The organism is Nitrosospira multiformis ATCC 25196, assembly GCF_000196355.1.
GTDB lineage: Bacteria > Pseudomonadota > Gammaproteobacteria > Burkholderiales > Nitrosomonadaceae > Nitrosospira > Nitrosospira multiformis.
Window position 1 is genome coordinate 2,565,353 of sequence record NC_007614.1, and the last position, 20,058, is coordinate 2,585,410.

Below are 20,058 nucleotides of genomic sequence, written 5' to 3' on the forward strand. Positions count from 1 at the left end.
TGTTGCAGCTGTTTCATGGGTACGAGCAGAGCTTCCCTTTCCGGGAAAACAGGCCTGCCGGAGCTTCCATACGCTCAGGCGCTCCCCTGCTTTGCTTTTTTGTGCACAGCTTTTCTGATGCTTTCAAGGGCTGCTTCGATGGTGCTGCGGGGCGCACCGATGTTCATACGCATGAAACCGCTGCCTTCTGCGCCAAACAAAGTGCCGGGACTCATGCCGATACCCGCTTCGTGCACAAAAAAATGCCTGAGCTGGATATCCGTCATTCCCAGTGCGTTCATCAATTCGTGGCAATCAAACCAGAGCAGATACGTGCCTTCGGGCTCGATGAGGTGGATTTCCGGAAGGCGAGTCGCCAGATATTCTGAGACAAAATCACGGGTTTCCTGTAGATAAACCAGCAATTCATCCAGCCAGACCTCCCCTTCCCGATAGGCTGCCTCGAAAGCAGCAATGCTGAAAGGATTGGATGCGCTGACATGCAGGATATCGAACGTCCGCGCAAGCTCCTCCCGATGCCTGGAATCCGGCACGACAAGTGCGGAAAGATTCAATCCGGGAATATTGAATGTCTTGCTGGGAGCGACAGCTGTTATGACATTCGCCTTGCTTCCAGCCCATGTTTTCGCCAGCCGGGAGAGTATATGATGCCTGGCTTCGGAATAAACCAGATCAGCGTGGATTTCGTCGGAAAATACCACGAGATCGTGTTTATCCGCTATCCGCAGGATGCGCTCGAGCTCTCCCCTGCTCCACACCCTGCCGACGGGATTATGCGGCGAGCATAGAAGCAGAAGACGTGCGCCTTGCGCGCATTGCTCGAGATGATCGTAATCGATCTCATAATGACCATTCCGCAACCGCAAGGGATTCTGTACGAGTTGCCTGCCTGTAGCGGTGACAGCAGAAAAAAAGGGGAAATATACCGGCGGCTGTACGATAACCGATGCTCCGGGGGGGGCAAAGGTCATGATGACGGCATGCAACGACGGAACAACGCCGGGACACATCATAATCCAGTCCCGCTCGATCTCCCAGCCATGACGGCGCCGCAGCCAATCCATCAGCGACTCATACAAACTGTCGGGAAAGACAGTGTACCCGTACACCGGATGAGCGGCACGTCGGGAAAGCGCCTGGGTGACCGCGACTGGAGCGGCAAAATCCATATCCGCGACCCATAGGGGAATCACTCCCGCTGCGCCGAACATGCTTTGGCGCCCATCGTATTTCAGGCTGGCTGTCCCGGTCCGGTCGATTTCCTTATCAAAATCCTGGTCCGCAATGGGAGCACTTCTGTTCAAGCAGTTTTCTCCCAGATTGTTACTTCCGAGAGCGTGTGCTGGAATTTACGGCGTGTTTCGCGAATGACAAATGGAACCTCCGTAGGCCCTTGAATGAGCCTGAAATGGGCACCCAGAATTTCTTTCAGGCCATCGAGCGTTCCGAAACTTTCACCATCCCGCTTGAATCCGCCGATCCAGGCTTCCCGCTTGGTATGTTCCTCCAGCCAGGTATAGGGAGAAGCAATCAGCAAAATACCGCCGGAATTGATGCGGGTATGTATGGATGTAAGCAGTTTGGCCGGATCATAAAGACGGTCTATGAGATTCGCCGCGAGGATCAGGTCGTAACCCGTATATATAGGTTTGAGGTTACAGGCGTCCCCTTGATAAAACGCCACCTTATGCCTGACCCCGTCCAGGCCCAGTCCAGCCAGCGTCCGCTCCCGGTAAAGGACCAGATCGCCTTCATCGGCCAGGGTATAGCGTAACACCCCTTGCGACGCCAGCTGCACTCCCTGTCCGATGAAACGGGCGGAGAAATCCACTCCTGTCACCTCATCGAAATGCCGCGCCAGTTCAAAAGCAGCTCGCCCCGACGCGCAACCCAGGTCGAGCGCCTTGTGTGCAGGCTTGTCTCCCATGGCGGCAATAGCGAGTTCCGCCAGCGCTTTCGGGAAATTTGGCACATCGAAATAAGTGTCTCCATAATGGAATTCAGCATATTCGGAGAGCAGCTTGTCGGTTTCGTAGTGCGAGCCATGCTGAATCGCCGGGGCAGTTCCGACGACGTAGCGAAAACCCGCGTGCTGAAAGAAATGGCGGCGAAAGGCGTAACGTGAGTTCTTCAAGGATTCATTGCCACAGGAAATCCAGGAGCCTCCCTTGATGAGGTTGTGCCTGCCATCGAAGGTGGGTGTTGTGAAATCATCATAGTGGGGATGAACATCAAAGCCATCGAAAGGATAGATGGGCGTTTCAGTCCATTGCCACACGTTTCCCACCACATCATAAAAATCACCCTGGGCAAATTCGTTGACAGGGTGGCTGGAGGCCCCATGGTCGAGATGAATATTGGCCATGGCCGGTGCAGCAGCCGGAACCTCGGATAATCCCGCTACTTCATAGAGCCGGTACCATTCGTCTTCGGTCGGGAGGCGGTAGGGCTGGCCACTTACGGCCGCCTTCCAGTTACAGAAAGCCTTGGCTTCGTGATAATTCACCTCCACAGGCCAATCCCAAGGCATGGAAATTTCCTTGGTCATCAGGCGCAACTCCCACTCCCCGCCTCGCCGGATCCAGAAGGTGGGATGCTTCGCGCCAGCATGCTTCAGCCAGGCGCGTCCCTCCTCTTCCCAGTAACTTTCGGTTTCATAGCCGTCTGCCTGAACAAACTCCAGGAATTCCTGATTACTCACCAGGTATTTGCCGGCTTCGAAGGCTGCAACGTCCGCAATGTGAGTACCGTATTCGTTATCCCATCCATAGAAAGGATCGTCTTTTTTCTTGCCAAGCTGCACCGTGCCTTCCGGTACTTTCACCAGCTGATTGTCGGGCGCCGGTCCGGATTTACGGCAGGGTTCCCATGCAGGATGGGGAGCAACATGTTCCAGCGCATGCTGCCGGATAAGGACGGACGAAGTTTCGAGATGAATGCGCTCGTGTTCGATACCCATCATGATCGTCCACCAGGGGCTGTCCCATTCAATGGGCAAGGTCAGAGGCGTTTCACGGATGAGTCGATCGACAGTTTCCCGCATCCTTCTGCGATAGGCTCGCACCTCTTCGACAGAAGGCCAATCGTAATGCGTCGTATCCAGATCGTCCCAACTCATTTCATCGACACCCACTGCGAACATCGATTCCATTTTTGGGTTGATGCGGTCAGTGATCAGACCCGCGAGCAGGAGTTTATTGGTAAAGAAGGTTGCGGTATGGCCGAGATAGAATATGAGCGGGTGACGCAATGAAATGGGCTTTTTGAAGTAGGCCGCGTCTCCTCGCAACGTTTCGAAGAGTTGCTCGTAACGGTCCAGCGTGGAATGAAAGTATTCGCGTATTTCCTCACGCTTTGCCGCAGCATTACCTCCGGCAAGAACAGGAGTTCGGGAAAAGAGTTGTTTGGGCATTACACGCAACTTGGGGTTTTCGGAAGCAGATTGAACAGCTGTGGTTGTTTTCTTTGCATTCAAATTCATGTTCACCCTCGGTTATGGATAGCCTCTCAATATAAAATAAACGAAGTGTACACCCGGATACATTGCCTCACTATTGCCAAGAACATGGATCAGAGAATCCTGCACTGAAAAACTTGACAGCACAGTAAAGAGGAGTTCCACCCAAATTGCTGACGCTCTCCCGCCTGATGCTTCATACCGCGGTGCTGTTAAAAAGACCCGAGATTACGTCCTTCAACCCTTCGCAACTTTGGACACTTGATTATTCTCGTTTATTCTGGTGCCTTCGATTGTCCTGGCGAGCGTGAGTTCCACATTTATTTCAGGAGGGTTTATTGGACCCGCAGAGCATCGGGACGTAATTTTAGCTGAACACGTCCGGAGTTCCCAAACGACAAGTGGAGGAAGGGAAAAATAGTGGCGACCATGAACTGCAACTGTCCAGCCTGCAGGAATAGGGTGCGTCCTACACATTTCCATCCCAGATGGCTGTGCGCCCGGCGCGAGGCGATATTCGTCCGGGTGACACGGCTGAAGGTATATTTTATCCCTCGCTCCTGGAGATATCGATTGGCTCCGCTCCACATGCCGATAAATCCTCGACCCATGCGGTATTCGGGAAAAAGGTAGAAATCGAAATCGAAAACCGCTTCGCCTGCAGGCGACACCAGGAAGACGCAGCGAACCTCGTCCTCTATATAGGTATTGGGACAAAACCACATATACCCGATAAATTTCCCCTTTTGAAAAGCACCAAGACAAACCGCACTCTGCTCGAAACGGGCCTCCTTTATGTCCGGTCGCGCTGGCATAAGCTCCACTTCCGGATCACCTCGCTTGATCTCACGAATTTCAAGGTTCCTGCTTAACCGCTCCGGAATAAGCGGCTCTTTGTGAATTGGCTGGACCATAATGTCGTAGAAATACAGTCGCAGGCTGGGAGAAATGCTGGCAAGAAAACGGTCTGACAGATACAGCAGACCAGCAAAAAATCCGAATTCCTTGAAAAGGGCAGCAAGTTTTTGAAGCATTTCGTGGTTGTCAGCGAGATGATTGTGGCGGATTTTTATATCGGCGAATCATTGTCAGCCTAATCTTTTACCAGCTCAAGTGAATGGCGACAGGATAAATTTATCTTAAATAATGCTGGGAGAACACAGGAAAATGAAGAAAGAGTACTGGCTGGAACGCTGGAGACAGGAAGAAATCGGTTTTCACCAGCGCGAGATCAATCCATATTTAAGCCGATATTGGCCGGAATTACAGGTTGCGCCCGGGAAACGGGTATTCGTTCCCCTCTGCGGTAAAAGCCGTGACATGATATGGCTTCGCGAGCAGAACCTTTCTGTACTGGGGGTGGAATTAAGTCCTCTGGCAGTAGAGGCGTTCTTCAAGGAAAACGGCTATTCCCCCCGCCACATCATCGGCGAGAAATTCGATCAGTGGGATGCTGACGGCATCCATCTTCTGTGCGGAGATTTTTTCGACCTGAAAAAAGACCATCTGGCGCAGGTGGACGCAGTGTACGACCGCGCCTCCCTCGTCGCCTTGCCCCCGGAAACCCGCCATGCATACACGGACCACTTGCTGTGCATTTTGCCGCCTGCAATCCGGATACTGCTCATTACTTTCGATTATCCCCAAGCTGAAATGTCCGGTCCGCCTTTTGCGGTTTCCACAGCCGAGGTAGAGGCACTTTACGGAAAGCGCACGGATATTCGTCTGCTCGCAAAATTCGACGTGCTGACGGAGAATCCGCGCTTTCAACAACGAGGCATAAGCCGGCTTCAGGAAAGCATCTTCCTTCTCATGACACGGACGGCATAACACTTAAAGGAATCCCCCGGCACCTTGCCCCATCGTGAGAGAGATTCAAAGGCGCCTGTCTATTAATAACGTGGTGTTTTTAATCCAGATTAAACTATGCTTGTAGTGGCTATATAAGAAATTCCAATTCTAGGCGAAGATGGCAAATAAACAATCCATGGGCGTGTTTTCATGAAAGGAAAAAAAATGAGACCATACTTGTTATTCGTCTGTATCTTCTTGAGCGCGTGCGTCGGACTGCCGGCAGCAGTGCGAGACGTACCGGTGGCAAAAGTCGGCTATGGCGAAGTAAGTCAGGACCCCAACAGCTATAAGGCTACATCCGTCCGTTGGGGGGGCGTGGTGATTGATGTTGAAAATGAAGAAAACTTCACCCTGGTGCAGGTGCTGTCCTATCCCCTCAATTATTCCGGACGGCCGCAACTGAACAAACAGAGCGAGGGACGTTTCGTGATCAAGAGCTCCGAATTTCTGGATCCTGCCGTTTATGCAAAGGATAGAGAACTCACAGTTGCGGGAACAATCGAAGGTGATATCGAGCGTACGATAGGAAAAAAACACGTGCGTCTGCCTCTGCTTTCTTCCAAAGGCATTTATCTATGGCCGGTGTACCAATATCAGCCTTACGCTTATGGCGGGCCCGGCTACGGCTTCAGTCCATACTTCGGATATGGATATTATTATGGCGGCCCCTATTGGGGAGGATTCTACCGCCCCTACTGGTGGTATTAGCAACCGTTTGACAAGTCCTCCTTGAGCATTCTCGGTAAAGTCGGGATAATCATCACCCCGATGGAATGCATCGCCTTCATGGCGCGGTTTGCATGCCTTGGGATTGTTGTGATCTGTTCCGCCCTTTTTGAGAAAGCGATTTGAGTATCGGTCAAAACGTCGTTTTTCTTTATCTTCTCCCGGCAAATCCCCAAGGACGCAGATGCCATGTGCGGAATAGGGCATTGTGCGCCCTCTGTCCTGAGCGGCACTTCAATAAAATTTCATGCGCAAACTTTTGATTGTCTCGGCTGGATTGCTATTGAGTTTTTCCCTGATCCTGGTCGTCCTAATCTCGCTCGCCATTGAAGATCGCCCCCGCATCAACCGTCAGGTCGTCCTGACACCCGATCACATAGAACGCGCAAAGCGCATTGTGGATAAGCATCGCTACTGGGTACGTCCGGGAATGTTCGCCGCTGCAAGGATAATGCCGGCGGATGCGGATCTGGCCGTAAATTATCTGGCGCGCAGGCTCCTGAAAGGCAGCGCTCACCTCACCCTTGCCCATCGAAGCGCAGTGATCCGCCTCAGCATTCCCCTTTCCGAGACTCCACTCAGCCGCTACTCGGATAGGTATCTCAACATTCAGGCATCTTTAGTCGAGACCGATCGCCTGCCACACCCCCGCTCGATCCAGGTCGGCAAACTTTCGTTGCCCGACGCGCTTACAGACATGCTCATGCCCCGGATACTGGAATGGTTAAGAGAGAGCCCGGAATACAAGGCCAGTTTGGATTCGCTTCGGATGGTAAAGGTTTCCCCGGATGAATTGACCATTGTTTATCGTTGGCGAGGTGGCCTCTCCCACGGAATGAAGGCCTCGATCATCGGCGAAGAGGAGCGCGAACGTTTGCTTCGTTATCAACGTCTGCTGGTGGAAAGCAGCAGAATAGGCGAGAAGGAATTACCGCTGTCGGCCGTGCTTTCACCGCTCATGCGTGCAGCTGCTGCGCAATCGACGGAAGCCGGCCCGCGTGCTGAAAACCGCGCCCTTATTCTGGTGGCCACGGCACATGTGCTGGGCATCTCCCTGAAACGGATTCTTCCAGGAAAAACAAACTGGCCCCGAGCCGAGCCCCAGGTGGTAACCCTGGATGGCCGTGACGATTTTGCCAAGCACTTCATGGTATCCGCCGCGATTGCCGCCTATGCCGACACCGCGCTCGCGGATGCAATCGGGTTATACAAGGAATTCGAGGACTCCCGCCATGGCAGCGGCTTCTCCTTTAACGATCTTGCTGCAGATCACGCAGGCACAAAATTTGGAGAAAAAGCAGTAGCAAGCGAGACATCAGCCCAGCAACTTCAGTATCGCGTCCTCTCCGGCATTGAGGACACGGATTTGATGCCCTTCTGGTCCGATCTGCCGGAATTCATGCGGGAAGCCGAATTCAAAAGACGCTTCGGAGGAACCGGAACGCCAGCCTATGAAGAAATGATGCGAATTATCGAGCAACGGGTAGCGGATCTGGACGTGTTGCAATAAGAGTTTTTCTCGACTCAACCGAGCGCCGAGCGGTTCCGGCGGGAGCATCGATACTCTTCTTCGGCAATACTCTTAACGGGCGGCTCCACTTTCACTTCCCACGAAGGCAGCGGTCGAACTCGCGCAGGCTGCGAGCGCCGATAGGTTTTTCCAGGATTATGGAAGGGGGTATGTGAAAACTGACAGGCTCCGGCCGGCGATATCCGATTTTCTGCCGCCCGGAGTATTCAGGAAAAAATGCTTATAGTCTGTTGAGGAACGATGAAATCGTCGGCCACGTCCACGCATCGATCTCGCGGTCTCCAACGGGTTCAGGCAGTTTGGAGGGGAGCTTGTCAGAATCTCCGTGAATAAGCAGTACAGGCATCCTCGCATCGTAGGCGCAACGCAGTTCCCACTGCTGGCCGTCGGCTCTGACATAGTTTTTGGTAATCAGGCCAATCACGCCATCACATCCCCTCACCGTCTCCCGGCACTCGTCTTTCCAGGAAGGCTCCCAGGATTGTTTGACAGGCATCTCCACAAAGGAAAATGTTGTTTGCTCCTTGTTCAATTGCTCCAGCAGCTGATCGTGAGCACTCCTGTCCTTGAGTGCAAAACTGATAAAGACCTTGTTTGTTTTTTCAGCCATCAATTACCCCCTCATTTATTATTAGCGCAGAATTCCAAGTCCCAATCATCCTCTCCGCCAGCAGCGGCAGGCTCTCCCTTGATCGTTCAAATATCTCACGCTCCTGAGCCGCGCCTTGCGGTTACCTGTATCTCGATGCGCATACGCGGATCGGACAGTCCGGCGGCCAGCATCATTGCCGCTGGCCTTACATCCCCGAGATATTTCCGGAATACGGGCCAGCACTTGGGGAAGTTGGCAGCCTCAGGCAATATATAGGTGACCCGCACAATATCTCTCATGCTTGCCCCGGCCTCATCCAGAGCAGCACCGATATTTCTGAAACATTGTTCAGTCTGCTCGAGAAGATCGTCCGAAATTGTCATTTTGCTGTAGTCAAAGCCTGTCGTGCCTGAGACGAAGACCCAGTCACCCTCAACCACAGCCCTGGAGTAACCGATCTCCTGTTCGAAGGTGGAGCCTGAACTGATCAATCTGCGTGTCATCTGAGCTTCCTGTTTTTATGGTCGGCAGGCGGACAAACCTCCACCGCTTTTCCGGATACAGCTGGTCGTCTTCCTCAGTGAGAGAAACACTGATTCTTGTCGGATACCACCGTGCATGCATATTTCATTTGCTGCACGTGGCCAGCGCGATTGAATATGTATTCGGCCCGCAGGGCTTTGAATTGAGCATCCGTAAACGAAATCGAGTTAGCTACGTGACGTTCTTCATTCCAGAATCTGACTCTGCAGAAATCGGGTTCCGATCGGCATATCTTGCTGAGCGCCGCGCCATAAACCGCCTTATCCATATCCCGCTTGCCATCGATCAGGACCATATGGATATAGTTTTTTGAGTTGCCAAGCTGAATTGAGCGCACGAGGCGCCAACCGTCTCCATGAGGCAATTCCCGGGATGAAGCCGATTGAGATTGTGACTGTGATTCTGGTTGCTGCAACGGGAAGACAGAGACGGGCCATGACAGAATAATAGCGAATGCAGTCGCTATTATTCTCTTGTCCTTTACTCTCTTGTTCATGATACTCCTTTACGGAATTTCTCCGCACTGGTCAAAATCGGCAATAAAAAAGAACTCGCCTCACCTCAGGGAGGAACCGGGCCTCGCTCTGTTCTCAACCTGTCCTGTTCCCTGGCTCTGGAACAAACAACTGCTGTTCAAGAACTCTCAAGGACTAAATCCAATTTATTTTATCAACAAAGAAAGGGGTCAACAAGGAAATACCGGTTGCGGAAAAGCCGTATTAAGCCGTATTCCAGCGCCGCGGTGGGTAGAAATACTGCTTCCATACATCGACGCGGCATTCGGCCGCATCGATCCACCACCACGGAACTATCGACACACGCCGGTTCCGTTAAATCCGGAGGAGGTTGGATTCAGCCCTCGCGAAATCGCGATAATGGAGTGGATCCGGAGGGGTAAAACGATTCCTGAAACGGCTGCGATACTGGAAGTCAGCACTTTTACGGTAAAAAATTGCCTGCTGGATCTATTCCAGAAACTGCATGCTGCCGACAGCGGAGAAAGCACCGCCGAACAACAAATAAGGTTTTCGCATTGACACAGTATACATTGGAACCGGTCTTATTCCTTGAAAACGACAGCATGACTCCCTTTATTGGGGAAGCGCCTGTGCCATCGGCCGAAACTGCAAGTGATAGAACATGTTGAGGTAACGCGCGGTTTCTTCATGCTCCAGTTTACTGACGAACTTCCAGAAACCGTAAATACGTGATAGCGTCATCATTCTCTCGGCATAGAGTCGCCAGGTATAGCGCGCTTCGACCCTTTGCAAGGCTTTCTGCGAAATCCTGTCCCAAAAACCTGGATCGGCCGCCACCCGCTCAAAAAAATCCGCCATGGCGGAAGCTCCCGCCAATCCATCGTTGGGATCGAAATGATAGCCCGAAACCCCATGTTGAATGATTTCGCGCGGGCCGCCATAGCAGGTGGCGAATACAGGCAGACCGGAGGCCATGGCCTCGATAATGGTCAACCCGAATGCCTCGAATCGCGCCGGCTGAACAAAAATGCCGCGACGGTCCGCCACGTGCCGGTACAGCTCACCGGCAAGATTCTTTTCCAGCCGGGTGCCAAGCCAGCGCATGCGCCCCTCCAGTTTGTACTCGTTCATGAGGGCATGCATGTGCTCGATCTCGGCACGCTCCTCCCCATCACAGGAGGCTGCTGGATCGATATGCCCGCCGATTACCAGAAGGTTGGCGGCAGTCGATAAGGCCTCACACTGCCCGAACCACGCGGCGAGGCCGGTAAGATTCTTCACCGTGTCCAGGCGAGCCATTGTAAAAATCAAAGGTTTCGCAGGATCCGCGAAGTAGCCCCGGCAGGGCACGCCCGGATCATCCCCGTACAAGAGACGCTCGATGTCCGGAATCAGGGCGTCCAGACGCCGCTCGTGATCGAGATAAGAAAAATAAACTTCTGCATCCGCACCCGGCGAAACGATATTGAACTTGGGATCGAAAAGGTCAATGCCGTTCACCACCCGGTATAAGCCGGGCATCGTATAGTTCTGGTATGTTTCATATTGGCCTACCGTCTGCTCGGTACCGGCAATTTCCTGAAAGGTGCTGGTGATGATGAAATCAGCGCTGTTCATCGCAATAAGATCGGCGGTATATTGGCAGTTGAAGTGATACTGGGCTTCGTTCTCCCGCCAATACAACGCCGAGTGCAGGTACTTGCTCTGCTCAAGTGCATGCGCAATATTGCACTGGGTTACACCAATCCGTTTGGAAATCAGCGAGGCGACAAGATTTCCATCGGAATAGTTGCCTATGATCAGGTCGGGCCTACCGCTGAGCTGGGCCAGAGCTTCGCGTTCAATGTCATGCGCAAAATTTTCCAGGTATGGCCATATCTCGAACCGGGAAATCCAATGGCGAACGATTTCACCACTCCCTTTTCGGAATGGCACTCGCACGATCCATGAATTCTGGGTACCGTGGATTTTTTCCAGGGGCTGGTGGCAAAGTGTATCGCCCGCGTCAGGAATGAGGCGCGTGCCAATCAGGATTTTTGGCGCCGCATCTATTCCCTGCAATATCAGGCGCTCGCTCATTTCCCGTTCCAGAGCCCGCACCTGATCGAGGATGTATACCACCTGACCGCCCGTGTCCGGCAATCCCAACACGTTATCCTGACCGAAGTAGCCATGGGGAGACAGGATTAGCAGTTTCGAGATCATCGGAATACGGGCGAGGAAGCTCTCCAGGATCTGGGGAGAAGGGGCTTCCAGAATATCCACCAGCAAACTCATCGTCTCGCTCACACGGCCCACGCAATTTCCCCAGCCGGGTGCAAAACCGATACCTCCAAGGGGTTCGGCAACATCCTTCCACTCGGTATCGTCGGGATACTTCTCAAGCATGCTCAGAGCCCTGCGCAATCCGGAACGCAGCGCCGGCACATCGGCAAAATTGCCGCCCAGCATCAACTGCTTCCCGTCCATGGAATGGACTGTCAGGAAATGCAGCAGCTTGTCCGACCCCAACCCCAGTTGCCCAAACAGTCCTCCGGCAAGTTGCTTGTTGAGGAAAATCACACCCTGCCCTATGGACCGGATTTCCTTGAGCTTTGGAGAACCGCGATTAAAAGGCGCAAAATCAATTTCCAGCACGGGCTCATTCGCCCCCTCCGGATTTACCAGCAGCTCCTTGAAAGCGAGATATTCCGACACGGTGACAGCCTCGGGGATTAGCCTATCCAGATGCAAGCGTGCGTACCACCAGCACCCCGCCTCCTCGCGCGCCGCCATGTAGACTATTGGCGGCCGGCATACCGCTTCCTGCAGAGTGTTTACGATTTCTCGTACCTGCGAATCAGCAAGCAAAGACGCCTGCTCCGCGCTCAACGCATTAAAAACCGCTCCCAGATCGGAATGAAGCAAAAGCGGCCTTTCCAGTTCGAACCATCTGCGCAGAAGCGTATACATATCACCGCGATGATCGGCAGCCCAGGCTTCAAATTTGTGCAGCATTTGCAGTCTCCATGATGGAAGTACCAAATTCATAATGTGCCATGCCCTCTGCAATGCCATCGGCATATGCGGACCGGGCAAAATAGATTTGCTCATTTCCTTTCAGGCTTGCGAGTTCGGGACTATGGTTGGCGACTATGACGCCGAGGGTATCACCGATCAGCATTTCATGATCGTTGCCGGAATCTCCTGCGACCAGAAACGCACGTAGCGGCAGCCCCCACTTGTAGGCAAGATAACGTATTGCCCGCCCTTTGGACGCTCTCAGTGGCAACACGTCGAGATAAGTCCGGCGCGAGTAAATCAGGTGTGCCGACAGGTTCTGCTCGCGCAACAATGTGCGGATTTTGGCTATTGGCGGCATTTTTTCCGGATCCACGTTGTAGCTGAGCTTGAATTCGCGCTGGTTTTCGGCTGCCTGCAGCGTCAGTCCCGGCACCCCCCGCAATACGTTTTCAATGGCATCGCGGCGCCATAGATACTTGATCAGGTTCTGCCACCCGGTATCCGGACGAAGCTCGGGACCATAATAGATTTCGCTGCCCACTGCGGTGATCAGCACATCGGGCAAGGGTACGCCCCATTCCTTCAATATTTTCACGGCGCTTTCCAGCGTGCGGCCAGTAGCGACACCAAAGCCCAGGTTGGGGGGGGTCGCGCGCAAAATAGCAAGAAGGCGACGCAGGGCAGCACGGTCGCCAAGCAACGTATTGTCTATATCCGTGATGAGCATATGCGATATCAAGGGCAACGGGCGCGGTTGCCTTTGATATATCGCCAGGTTCCGGCGGATGCGCTTACGCTCGTGATGCAGCAGACGCGACAGAACATGCAGATATTTCCTGACATGCGCGTCCCACGTGTAGTGGTTTTTTACCCCTGAAACGCCATTTCGCGCCCAGCGTCGCCAGCGCACGGGATCAGCAAGCGCATACTCGATCGCTCCGGCAATCGCGCCGATGTCCGATGGATTTACCAGTAGCCCATTTTTGCAGTTCGCCACGATATCGCGAGGCCCTCCATCTTCTGTCGCGACAATGGGAAGCCCGCTGGCGGCAGCTTCGATCAGTGTAAGGCCGAAGGGTTCGGTAAGCGCCGGATTGATAAACACGCCACGGCGCTGAGCTGCGAGCCGGTAGAAACCGGCGATGTCGGAAGGCTTGTGGTGTTTGGGCAGGGCCACCTTGCCCCATAAATCGTAGCGGTCGATATCCAGCAGCAGGCCGGTCATCACTTCGTTCTGGGCAGCATCCAGTTGACGGATGTCATCCCGGTTGCCTGCCACGATGGCGAGATTGGCCTGTTCATGGAGTTTAGGCGAACTGCCGAAGGCAGCGACCAGCGCCCCCAGATTTTTTCGAATTTCAGGACGGCAAATGGTCAATATCAGGGGCTTGCGCGGGTGCGCGAGAAAGCGATCGATGAGACCCGCAGTCTCCACTTCCACTGGTTTTTGACGATTGGGAGGAGAGAAACGCGATATATCGGTCCCCGGCGGAATGACAACCGCGCGTTCGGGGTGATAATTGGTGTATAACCCGTATTGCTCGACGCTTTCCTGAGGCGTGCTGGTTATGATCAGGCTAGCATGTTGCAATACTGCTTCCTCGGTAGCTATTCGCCTGTAAAAGCTGAACTGGCGCTCCAGTGCCTGTGGCTTCCGGCCTTGTGCCAGCAGGCGTTGTTGCTTGCTGCGTCCCAATGAGTGTCCGGTATGAATCTGAGGGATGCCCAATAGTTGGGAAAGCTGCATGCCGACATAACCGGCGTCGGCATAATGACTGTGGATAACATCCGGCAAGCGCTTCTGCCCGCGGAGAAAAAGCAGCGCGCGATCCACCAGTTGATCCAGGTAGGGCCAAAGGCTTTCCTTGCGCAGATAGCGCCGGGGACCGCACTGAAGGCGGATAATGCGCGCATTGTTGCCCAGCGTTTCCTCAGGACGGGCATAATCCGGGGAAACCGAAGGATCTTCTATCCTTCGCGTGAGCAGATCCACTTTGCCCACCTGCGGCTGACGCGCCAGGGCTCGCGCCAACTCCACTACATACAGCACCTGGCCCCCCGTATCCGCATCGCACCCCAACTCCATGTCGTTTCCCCGAATCAGGCCGTGCAGGCTCAGCATCAGTACGTATAACTCTTTCATCCGTCTCCTAACCGTCCACCGACCACTGTCTGATGAACGGTTCGTAAAAATCGCTGTGTTCGGGGATGGCTCCCCGTATTCCGCAAACCGCACTGGCAAATTGTTGTGCCCGCATCAAGGTGAGGGGCATATCCCACTCCCGCAGCCGGCCGAACATGAAGACCGCGGAGAACGCGTCCCCCGCTCCGACCGTATCGACAACATCCACTGCCTTGTCCGGCACGATCGATATTTTTTCTCCCCCACGCTCCAGCCACCAGGCACCGGCTCCGCCGCAAGTGATGAGCATCCCGCATAACTGATATCGCTCAATCAGCGCTCTGGCCTGAGTCTCGGCATCCGGCTCATCCATATTCATCAGTTGAGCGATGCGATCCAGTTCATCGTTGTTCGCCTTAACGATATCGGCATGCCGCAGCGACCAGTCCAGTCGTTCGCCATAAATCCAGGGATCGCGCAGATTGACATCAAAAAAACGTTGGCCGCTGGTTGCACGCAGCATATGACGCAGAGCGCGATGCGAGTCGGCGCGCTGAGCCAGCGTTCCGAAATAGACCATTTCCGGGTTTGCCGCGAGCGCAGCCATTCGTGCCAGACGTGGATGAATATGATCGTAAGCCTGGTTAGGGACAATATCGAATCGATGCCCTTCCGCCCCCAGATGAACCGCTACCACGCCTGTAGGATAAACCGAGTCAAGCTGTATGCCATGCGTACTCAATCCGGCACTCTCCATCGTCTGCAACAGACGCGCCCCCTCCGCATCCTGGCCTATCCGACTTACAAGAACAGGCGCACAGCCAAAAGCGCGCAAATGGCAGGCTACATTAAGAGGTGCGCCACCGAGCACGTCCCCGCCGGGGAACCGGTCTATCAGTATTTCGCCAAAAAGAAGCACTGAGTGACGAACCTCGATCATCATGATAGCTCGAAAAAAATCGTCGCGAATCTACTCCGGGTTCGCCGACGCACATGAGCGGGCCTTCCTTATACTTCCGTGTGAAGCCATGGGAAAAGAGGGATATTGCCTGCTATACCAGCCCCTCCAGCAACGCCTGTCCGAAGCTTATTTAAAGCGGGTGCAATGGCACCGATTCAGAAGCTTATTACCTTCCTTTCCTCGCTGTGAATAAAGGAAGAAGGAAGCATCAGGAGAAAATTCAGGGAAAAAATGAAGAGCGCTGCGCTCTTATTTGTAATGATTACCGCTTCTTTTGCCTCTTTTCCATCCCCTGTGAAACGGAGTGACCAACAATATTATCAGCTCCGGAAAGATTTCTGTGCAATAGCAGACATACGTCGCGAGCGCGCAACCAATGCTAACGGGTCCTAAAACTTGTATCCGCGGTGCAATGCTACGGCGTTTGCAGCAAGATTGAAATATTGCACGCGCTCGAATCCGGCTTTCTGCATCATTTGCTTCAACTCCTCCTGGCTTGGATGTACGCGAATGGATTCGGCAAGATACCGGTAGCTATCCCGGTCCTTTGCAACGAGACCCCCCATCGCGGGAAGCACCTTGAACGAGTAAAGGTCGTAGAGCCGTTGCAGGGGTTTCCATATCCTGGAGAATTCGAGCACGATAACGCAGCCCCCGGGACGTAATACGCGCAGCATCTCTTTCAGCGCGACATCCTTGTGCGTCATGTTCCTCAGACCAAAAGCAACGCTTACGCAGTCGAAGTAATTGGTAGGGAATGGCAGTTTTTCCGCGTCGCATTGGGCAACCGGCACCGCAGTACCTTCATCCAGCAGGCGATCGCGACCAATGGTCAGCATGGAATTGTTGATGTCGGTCAGCCACACCTCTCCCCTGCTCCCCACCTGCTCAAGGAAGAGCGAGCTCAGATCCGCCGTTCCCCCGGCAATATCCAGTACACGCTCCCCTGTCCGAACTCCGCTCACCTCAATCGCAAATCGTTTCCACAGACGATGCATGCCCCCCGACATGAGGTCATTCATCAGGTTGTAACGTTCCGCGACAGAATCAAACACACCTGCTACCTCGCGTGCTTTCTCCGTTTCCGACACGGTCTTAAAGCCGAAATGGGTAGTTCTCGTCATCGATATTCAAACTTAAATAAAGGGTAAAGGGAGAAGAAGCCTTGTTCCGGATAGCTCAGCTTTTTACCGCTGGTTTCCCGTTCCAGTCCGATAAATACCCGGGCCGTTCCCGACTGGCTCCCGCTTCTTCCATTCGGCGCAGGTAGCGCTGCCACATTTCATCCTGGTGCAGCCCATACTCGTAGAGCAGATCCCAGGAATAAAGCCCGGTATTATGGCCATCAGAAAACGTCAGTTGGATCGCATAGTTGCCTACCGGATCGATACGATTGATATTCACCTCTTTCTTGCCGGTCTGCAGCACTTCCTGGCCGGGACCATGACCTCGCACTTCTGCCGAAGGCGAATACACCCGCAGGAACTCGCTGGTGTACCGGAAAGTCTTCCCATCGCTGAAAGTGATTTCCAGCAGCCGTGATTTTCGGTGCAGTTTGATTTCAACGGGAACAGGCGTGTTTTTACTCAAGCCGGCCATTGCCTTTCTCCAGTTTGATCCCGGTGAGGAATGGCGAATGATAAACCAGTAGGAGCCAAACTAAAACCTTGACGGCAAATTGGATGTGATTTTCAGCAGAAAAACCAGGGGCAAAAGGGAAGTATTCGGAAATAGACCGGCAGGATTCCAGCGATCTCCGACAGTTAAAAGAACCGCCTGTCCGCCCTCACCTTTGCCATTGGCGCGCTGAGGATCAATGCAAATTATCTGCCGACAAGATCCTGTGCAGCGTATGCGACTTTCACTGTTCCTCGTCGTTGTGCGAGGCTACCTTTCCCATTCACCTCGCAGCAATTTTAAAGCGCCGGTGGCGCAGGGCCGCTCACGGAAAGGCGGGCTGTTTCGGTTCGGTTCCTTCAATCTCTATAGTAGGCAAATGATTTTTTATGCGCGCCTCGATCTCCTCGACACGACCTTTTGGCACATCAGCCAGCACAAGCAGCTGACCTGCCTCGATCGCCTGTTCAAACTGCTTAATTCTAGAGCTTGCCGTACTCACACCAATCAGGCTTCCCGCCCAGGCGCCGACACCTGCTCCTGCAAGCGCGCTTCCCAGCACGATACCCCCGGCGATTACCGTGGATGCCGGCGGCAGAACGACCGCAACCAGTCCGGCCAGGGCGCCCGCGGTACCGCCTACCGCCAGTCCCCTTTCCACCGCGGGAATGAAATCGGTCTTCTGCAACAGGTTGGCCTCCGGCAGATCCTCGAGCTCGGTACCGCGCCTGGCGACCACATGAATGTGTTTTTCCTCTATTCGGGATAGAAGCAACTCATCGACAATGCGCTTGGTCGTCGGAATGTCGGGAACCAGAAAGTATATTCTTCGCATCATGATCTCCTGATAGTAGTTAACAAGGCAAATCACCAGCGTGCAGAATATTCAAAATATTCAAAACCGGCTGATTTCAGCATAGGACAGGCCAACCGAAAAAGCAAACCGGCACTCCGAGCGGGGATAAGAAAATGAGGGATACCGATTATTCATACCTCGTTTTCGTACCTCATTTGTAAGTCGCCCGCTTCCTCCTGCATACTAGCGAGATCATGCAAAAATAAGGAGCATGCGTTACATGGATACGATAAAAACCCGCGCGGCAGTAGCTTGGGGACCAGGCCAGCCTTTGAAGATCGAGGAAGTGGACTTGATGCCGCCAAGGAAAGGTGAGGTGCTGGTGCGCATAGTCGCCACGGGAGTCTGTCATACAGACGCATATACTTTGTCCGGAAAAGACCCCGAAGGCAAATTTCCAGCTATTCTGGGGCATGAAGGCGGCGGCATCGTCGAGGCGGTCGGCGACGGGGTAACCAGCGTGGCGGTAGGCGATCATGTCATCCCGTTGTATACCCCCGAATGCCGCGAGTGCAAGTTCTGCAGATCGGGGAAAACCAACCTGTGCCAGGCGATAAGGACAACCCAGGGACAGGGGCTGATGCCGGACGGCACTACCCGTTTTTCGAAGGATGGAAAACCCATTTATCATTACATGGGCACCTCGACTTTTTCCGAATATACGGTAATCCCTGAGATTGCATTGGCCAGGATCAGCAAGGAAGCGCCGCTGGAAAAGGTCTGCCTGCTCGGCTGCGGCGTTACCACCGGCTTGGGCGCGGTGACCCATACTGCAAAGGTAAAGGCAGGCGATACGGTAGCGGTATTCGGGCTGGGCGGCATAGGCCTTGCCGTGATAATCGGGGCCGTGATGGCCAAAGCTGGACGCATCATCGCTATCGACATCAATCCGGACAAATTTGAAATTGCGCGCCAACTGGGCGCTACCGACGTGGTGAATCCCCAAGATCACGACAAGCCGATCCAGGAGGTGATCATCGGGATGACCGGGGGAGGCGTGGATTTTTCCTTCGAATGCATCGGCAACGTAAAGGTCATGCGATCGGCCCTGGAATGCTGTCATAAGGGTTGGGGGGAGTCGGTGATTATCGGCGTTGCCGGGGCGGGAGAAGAAATCTGCACGCGCCCCTTTCAGCTCGTTACCGGCCGCGTCTGGCGCGGCTCCGCTTTTGGGGGAGTGAAGGGCCGCAGCGAACTGCCCGGCTATGTACAGCGCTATCTTGATGGAGAATTCGAACTGGATACCTTCATTACCCACACGATGGGATTGGAGGATATCAATAAGGCATTCGACCTCATGCATGAGGGCAAGTCCATCCGAACGGTGATACATTTCGACAAATGATCTGTACGGTTTCCGTTAACCGCAAAGGTTTGTATCCATGAATCAGAATCCAGAGGAGTTGCAATTTCTCTCATCGCATCGTTCGTTCGACGGATGGCAAAAACGCTACAGACACTTTTCGCCATCGCTGAACTGCGAAATGAATTTTTCCATCTATCTTCCACCGGCGACAGACCAGGGCGAAAAGGTGCCCGCTGTCTACTGGCTGTCCGGCTTGACCTGCACGGACGAGAACTTCACGATTAAGGCCGGGGCGCAGCGAGGGGCGGCAGAATATGGCATCGCGCTGATCATGCCAGATACCAGTCCGCGGGGAGAAAAAGTGGCGCGAGCAATCGATCATGCCTACGACTTGGGCCTGGGCGCGGGTTTCTACGTGAATGCCACGCAGGAGCCATGGAGCCGGCATTACCGGATGTATGACTATATCGTCGATGAGTTGCCGGCCCTGATGGAGAAACACTTTCCACTCGATGACCGGCGATCGATCAGCGGTCATTCGATGGGGGGGCATGGCGCTTTGATGATCGCCTTGCGCAATCCGCAGCGCTATCGGTCAGTATCCGCCTTTTCACCTATTGTGAATCCCACCACCAGTCCGTGGGGCATAAAGGCTTTCAGTCACTATCTGGGAGATGACGTCAAGAACTGGTGGAACTATGACGCCTCTTTGCTTATAGAATCTGCACGTCCACGGGAGTATCTCCCCATGCTGATCGACCAGGGGTCTGCTGATGAGTTTCTGGCCGAGCAACTGAAAATCGAACGCTTTATCGCAGCATGTAATACAGCGAATTACCCTGTGCAAATCAACATGCGCGAAGGCTACGATCATAGCTATTTCTTTATCAGCACGTTTATCGGAGAGCACTTGCGTTTTCACGCACGCGCCCTCAAGAATCCTTGAATAGATTTCCTGAACCTGTAAACGGAATATTCCCGTCCCCATCCCCTACGATAAGGGTGCGACAA

General features: G+C 53.7%; 18 protein-coding genes. 6 read left to right on the forward strand and 12 right to left on the reverse strand.

Annotated elements, in window-relative coordinates; translation table 11 throughout:
• Positions 1 to 74: 74 nt before the first annotated feature.
• The 3 genes from NMUL_RS11775 to NMUL_RS11785 form a co-directional block, all read right to left on the reverse strand.
• On the reverse strand, positions 75 to 1,304 hold the full coding sequence (locus NMUL_RS11775) for a MalY/PatB family protein (protein WP_011381554.1): 1,230 nt from the start codon (positions 1,302 to 1,304) through the stop codon (positions 75 to 77).
• A complete protein-coding gene (gene ovoA / locus NMUL_RS11780) occupies positions 1,301 to 3,412 on the reverse strand; it encodes a 5-histidylcysteine sulfoxide synthase (protein WP_041353242.1) in 2,112 nt (703 codons plus the stop codon). The genes NMUL_RS11775 and ovoA overlap by 4 nt, the downstream gene beginning before the upstream one ends.
• A gap of 380 nt (positions 3,413 to 3,792) precedes the next feature.
• Positions 3,793 to 4,491 carry a GNAT family N-acetyltransferase gene (locus tag NMUL_RS11785; RefSeq protein WP_011381556.1) on the reverse strand — a complete coding sequence of 233 codons (699 nt, stop codon included), beginning with the start codon at positions 4,489 to 4,491 and terminating at the stop codon, positions 3,793 to 3,795.
• Positions 4,492 to 4,624: 133 nt separating this feature from the next.
• On the opposite strand from NMUL_RS11785, the gene NMUL_RS11790 reads away from it, so the two are divergent.
• From NMUL_RS11790 to NMUL_RS11805, 3 genes are all read left to right on the forward strand, one after another.
• Positions 4,625 to 5,287 carry a thiopurine S-methyltransferase gene (locus NMUL_RS11790; RefSeq protein ID WP_011381557.1) on the forward strand — a complete coding sequence of 221 codons (663 nt, stop codon included), beginning with the start codon at positions 4,625 to 4,627 and terminating at the stop codon, positions 5,285 to 5,287.
• Positions 5,288 to 5,473: 186 nt separating this feature from the next.
• Positions 5,474 to 6,019: a Slp family lipoprotein gene (locus tag NMUL_RS11795; protein ID WP_011381558.1), complete on the forward strand. Its 546-nt coding sequence runs from the start codon at positions 5,474 to 5,476 to the stop codon at positions 6,017 to 6,019.
• A 265-nt stretch (positions 6,020 to 6,284) separates the two neighbouring features.
• Entirely contained in the window at positions 6,285 to 7,547 is a 1,263-nt protein-coding gene (locus tag NMUL_RS11805) for a hypothetical protein (protein ID WP_011381559.1), read from the forward strand.
• A gap of 241 nt (positions 7,548 to 7,788) precedes the next feature.
• Here the strand turns inward: NMUL_RS11805 and NMUL_RS11810 are convergent, their stop codons facing one another.
• The 3 genes from NMUL_RS11810 to NMUL_RS11820 form a co-directional block, all read right to left on the reverse strand.
• Positions 7,789 to 8,178 carry a TIR domain-containing protein gene (locus NMUL_RS11810; RefSeq protein WP_011381560.1) on the reverse strand — a complete coding sequence of 130 codons (390 nt, stop codon included), beginning with the start codon at positions 8,176 to 8,178 and terminating at the stop codon, positions 7,789 to 7,791.
• Positions 8,179 to 8,273: 95 nt separating this feature from the next.
• Positions 8,274 to 8,663, reverse strand: a complete 390-nt coding sequence (locus NMUL_RS11815; protein ID WP_011381561.1) for a RidA family protein — start codon at positions 8,661 to 8,663, stop codon at positions 8,274 to 8,276.
• Positions 8,664 to 8,737: 74 nt separating this feature from the next.
• Positions 8,738 to 9,199, reverse strand: a complete 462-nt coding sequence (locus NMUL_RS11820; protein ID WP_011381562.1) for a hypothetical protein — start codon at positions 9,197 to 9,199, stop codon at positions 8,738 to 8,740.
• 292 nt (positions 9,200 to 9,491) lie between these two features.
• Between NMUL_RS11820 and NMUL_RS16625 the strand changes: the two genes are divergently transcribed.
• Positions 9,492 to 9,740, forward strand: a complete 249-nt coding sequence (locus NMUL_RS16625) for a LuxR C-terminal-related transcriptional regulator (protein WP_369596410.1) — start codon at positions 9,492 to 9,494, stop codon at positions 9,738 to 9,740.
• 54 nt (positions 9,741 to 9,794) lie between these two features.
• Here NMUL_RS16625 and NMUL_RS11830 read toward each other — a convergent pair whose 3' ends face one another.
• From NMUL_RS11830 to NMUL_RS11855, 6 genes are all read right to left on the reverse strand, one after another.
• Positions 9,795 to 12,179, reverse strand: coding sequence for a sucrose synthase (locus NMUL_RS11830; protein WP_011381564.1), 2,385 nt, complete (start codon positions 12,177 to 12,179; stop codon positions 9,795 to 9,797).
• On the reverse strand, positions 12,163 to 14,328 hold the full coding sequence (locus NMUL_RS11835) for an HAD-IIB family hydrolase (protein ID WP_011381565.1): 2,166 nt from the start codon (positions 14,326 to 14,328) through the stop codon (positions 12,163 to 12,165). Before NMUL_RS11835 ends, NMUL_RS11830 begins: the two co-directional genes overlap by 17 nt.
• Before the next feature lie 7 nt (positions 14,329 to 14,335).
• Positions 14,336 to 15,250, reverse strand: a complete 915-nt coding sequence (locus tag NMUL_RS11840) for a carbohydrate kinase family protein (protein ID WP_238529814.1) — start codon at positions 15,248 to 15,250, stop codon at positions 14,336 to 14,338.
• Positions 15,251 to 15,657: 407 nt separating this feature from the next.
• Positions 15,658 to 16,392: a bifunctional demethylmenaquinone methyltransferase/2-methoxy-6-polyprenyl-1,4-benzoquinol methylase UbiE gene (ubiE, locus tag NMUL_RS11845; protein WP_011381567.1), complete on the reverse strand. Its 735-nt coding sequence runs from the start codon at positions 16,390 to 16,392 to the stop codon at positions 15,658 to 15,660.
• Between the two features lie 55 nt (positions 16,393 to 16,447).
• Complete coding sequence (locus NMUL_RS11850; RefSeq protein ID WP_011381568.1) at positions 16,448 to 16,867, reverse strand: gamma-butyrobetaine hydroxylase family protein; 420 nt, start codon at positions 16,865 to 16,867, stop codon at positions 16,448 to 16,450.
• A gap of 343 nt (positions 16,868 to 17,210) precedes the next feature.
• The gene (locus tag NMUL_RS11855) at positions 17,211 to 17,720 is read right to left on the reverse strand and encodes a hypothetical protein (protein WP_011381569.1); all 510 of its coding nucleotides are present in this window, start codon (positions 17,718 to 17,720) and stop codon (positions 17,211 to 17,213) included.
• A 241-nt stretch (positions 17,721 to 17,961) separates the two neighbouring features.
• Here NMUL_RS11855 and NMUL_RS11860 point away from each other — a divergent pair, with 241 nt between their 5' ends.
• Together NMUL_RS11860 and fghA are read left to right on the forward strand one after the other, a co-directional pair.
• Complete coding sequence (locus tag NMUL_RS11860) at positions 17,962 to 19,086, forward strand: S-(hydroxymethyl)glutathione dehydrogenase/class III alcohol dehydrogenase (RefSeq protein ID WP_011381570.1); 1,125 nt, start codon at positions 17,962 to 17,964, stop codon at positions 19,084 to 19,086.
• Positions 19,087 to 19,123: 37 nt separating this feature from the next.
• A complete protein-coding gene (gene fghA, locus NMUL_RS11865) occupies positions 19,124 to 19,993 on the forward strand; it encodes an S-formylglutathione hydrolase (RefSeq protein ID WP_011381571.1) in 870 nt (289 codons plus the stop codon).
• The last annotated feature ends 65 nt before the right edge of the window (positions 19,994 to 20,058 follow it).

What these genes read in the sequence shown, in the direction of transcription:
- NMUL_RS11785 (WP_011381556.1), bottom strand. Translation starts at nt 4,491, where the DNA reads ATGCTTCAAAAACTTGCTGCCCTTTTCAAGGAATTCGGATTTTTTGCT.
- NMUL_RS11810 (WP_011381560.1), bottom strand. Translation starts at nt 8,178, where the DNA reads ATGGCTGAAAAAACAAACAAGGTCTTTATCAGTTTTGCACTCAAGGAC.
- NMUL_RS11855 (WP_011381569.1), bottom strand. Translation starts at nt 17,720, where the DNA reads ATGCGAAGAATATACTTTCTGGTTCCCGACATTCCGACGACCAAGCGC.
- NMUL_RS11815 (WP_011381561.1), bottom strand. Translation starts at nt 8,663, where the DNA reads ATGACACGCAGATTGATCAGTTCAGGCTCCACCTTCGAACAGGAGATC.
- NMUL_RS11820 (WP_011381562.1), bottom strand. Translation starts at nt 9,199, where the DNA reads ATGAACAAGAGAGTAAAGGACAAGAGAATAATAGCGACTGCATTCGCT.
- NMUL_RS11790 (WP_011381557.1), top strand. Translation starts at nt 4,625, where the DNA reads ATGAAGAAAGAGTACTGGCTGGAACGCTGGAGACAGGAAGAAATCGGT.
- NMUL_RS11795 (WP_011381558.1), top strand. Translation starts at nt 5,474, where the DNA reads ATGAGACCATACTTGTTATTCGTCTGTATCTTCTTGAGCGCGTGCGTC.
- NMUL_RS11835 (WP_011381565.1), bottom strand. Translation starts at nt 14,328, where the DNA reads ATGAAAGAGTTATACGTACTGATGCTGAGCCTGCACGGCCTGATTCGG.
- NMUL_RS11860 (WP_011381570.1), top strand. Translation starts at nt 17,962, where the DNA reads ATGGATACGATAAAAACCCGCGCGGCAGTAGCTTGGGGACCAGGCCAG.
- NMUL_RS11850 (WP_011381568.1), bottom strand. Translation starts at nt 16,867, where the DNA reads ATGGCCGGCTTGAGTAAAAACACGCCTGTTCCCGTTGAAATCAAACTG.
- NMUL_RS11805 (WP_011381559.1), top strand. Translation starts at nt 6,285, where the DNA reads ATGCGCAAACTTTTGATTGTCTCGGCTGGATTGCTATTGAGTTTTTCC.
- NMUL_RS11840 (WP_238529814.1), bottom strand. Translation starts at nt 15,250, where the DNA reads ATGATGATCGAGGTTCGTCACTCAGTGCTTCTTTTTGGCGAAATACTG.
- fghA (WP_011381571.1), top strand. Translation starts at nt 19,124, where the DNA reads ATGAATCAGAATCCAGAGGAGTTGCAATTTCTCTCATCGCATCGTTCG.
- NMUL_RS11830 (WP_011381564.1), bottom strand. Translation starts at nt 12,179, where the DNA reads ATGCTGCACAAATTTGAAGCCTGGGCTGCCGATCATCGCGGTGATATG.
- ovoA (WP_041353242.1), bottom strand. Translation starts at nt 3,412, where the DNA reads ATGCCCAAACAACTCTTTTCCCGAACTCCTGTTCTTGCCGGAGGTAAT.
- ubiE (WP_011381567.1), bottom strand. Translation starts at nt 16,392, where the DNA reads ATGACGAGAACTACCCATTTCGGCTTTAAGACCGTGTCGGAAACGGAG.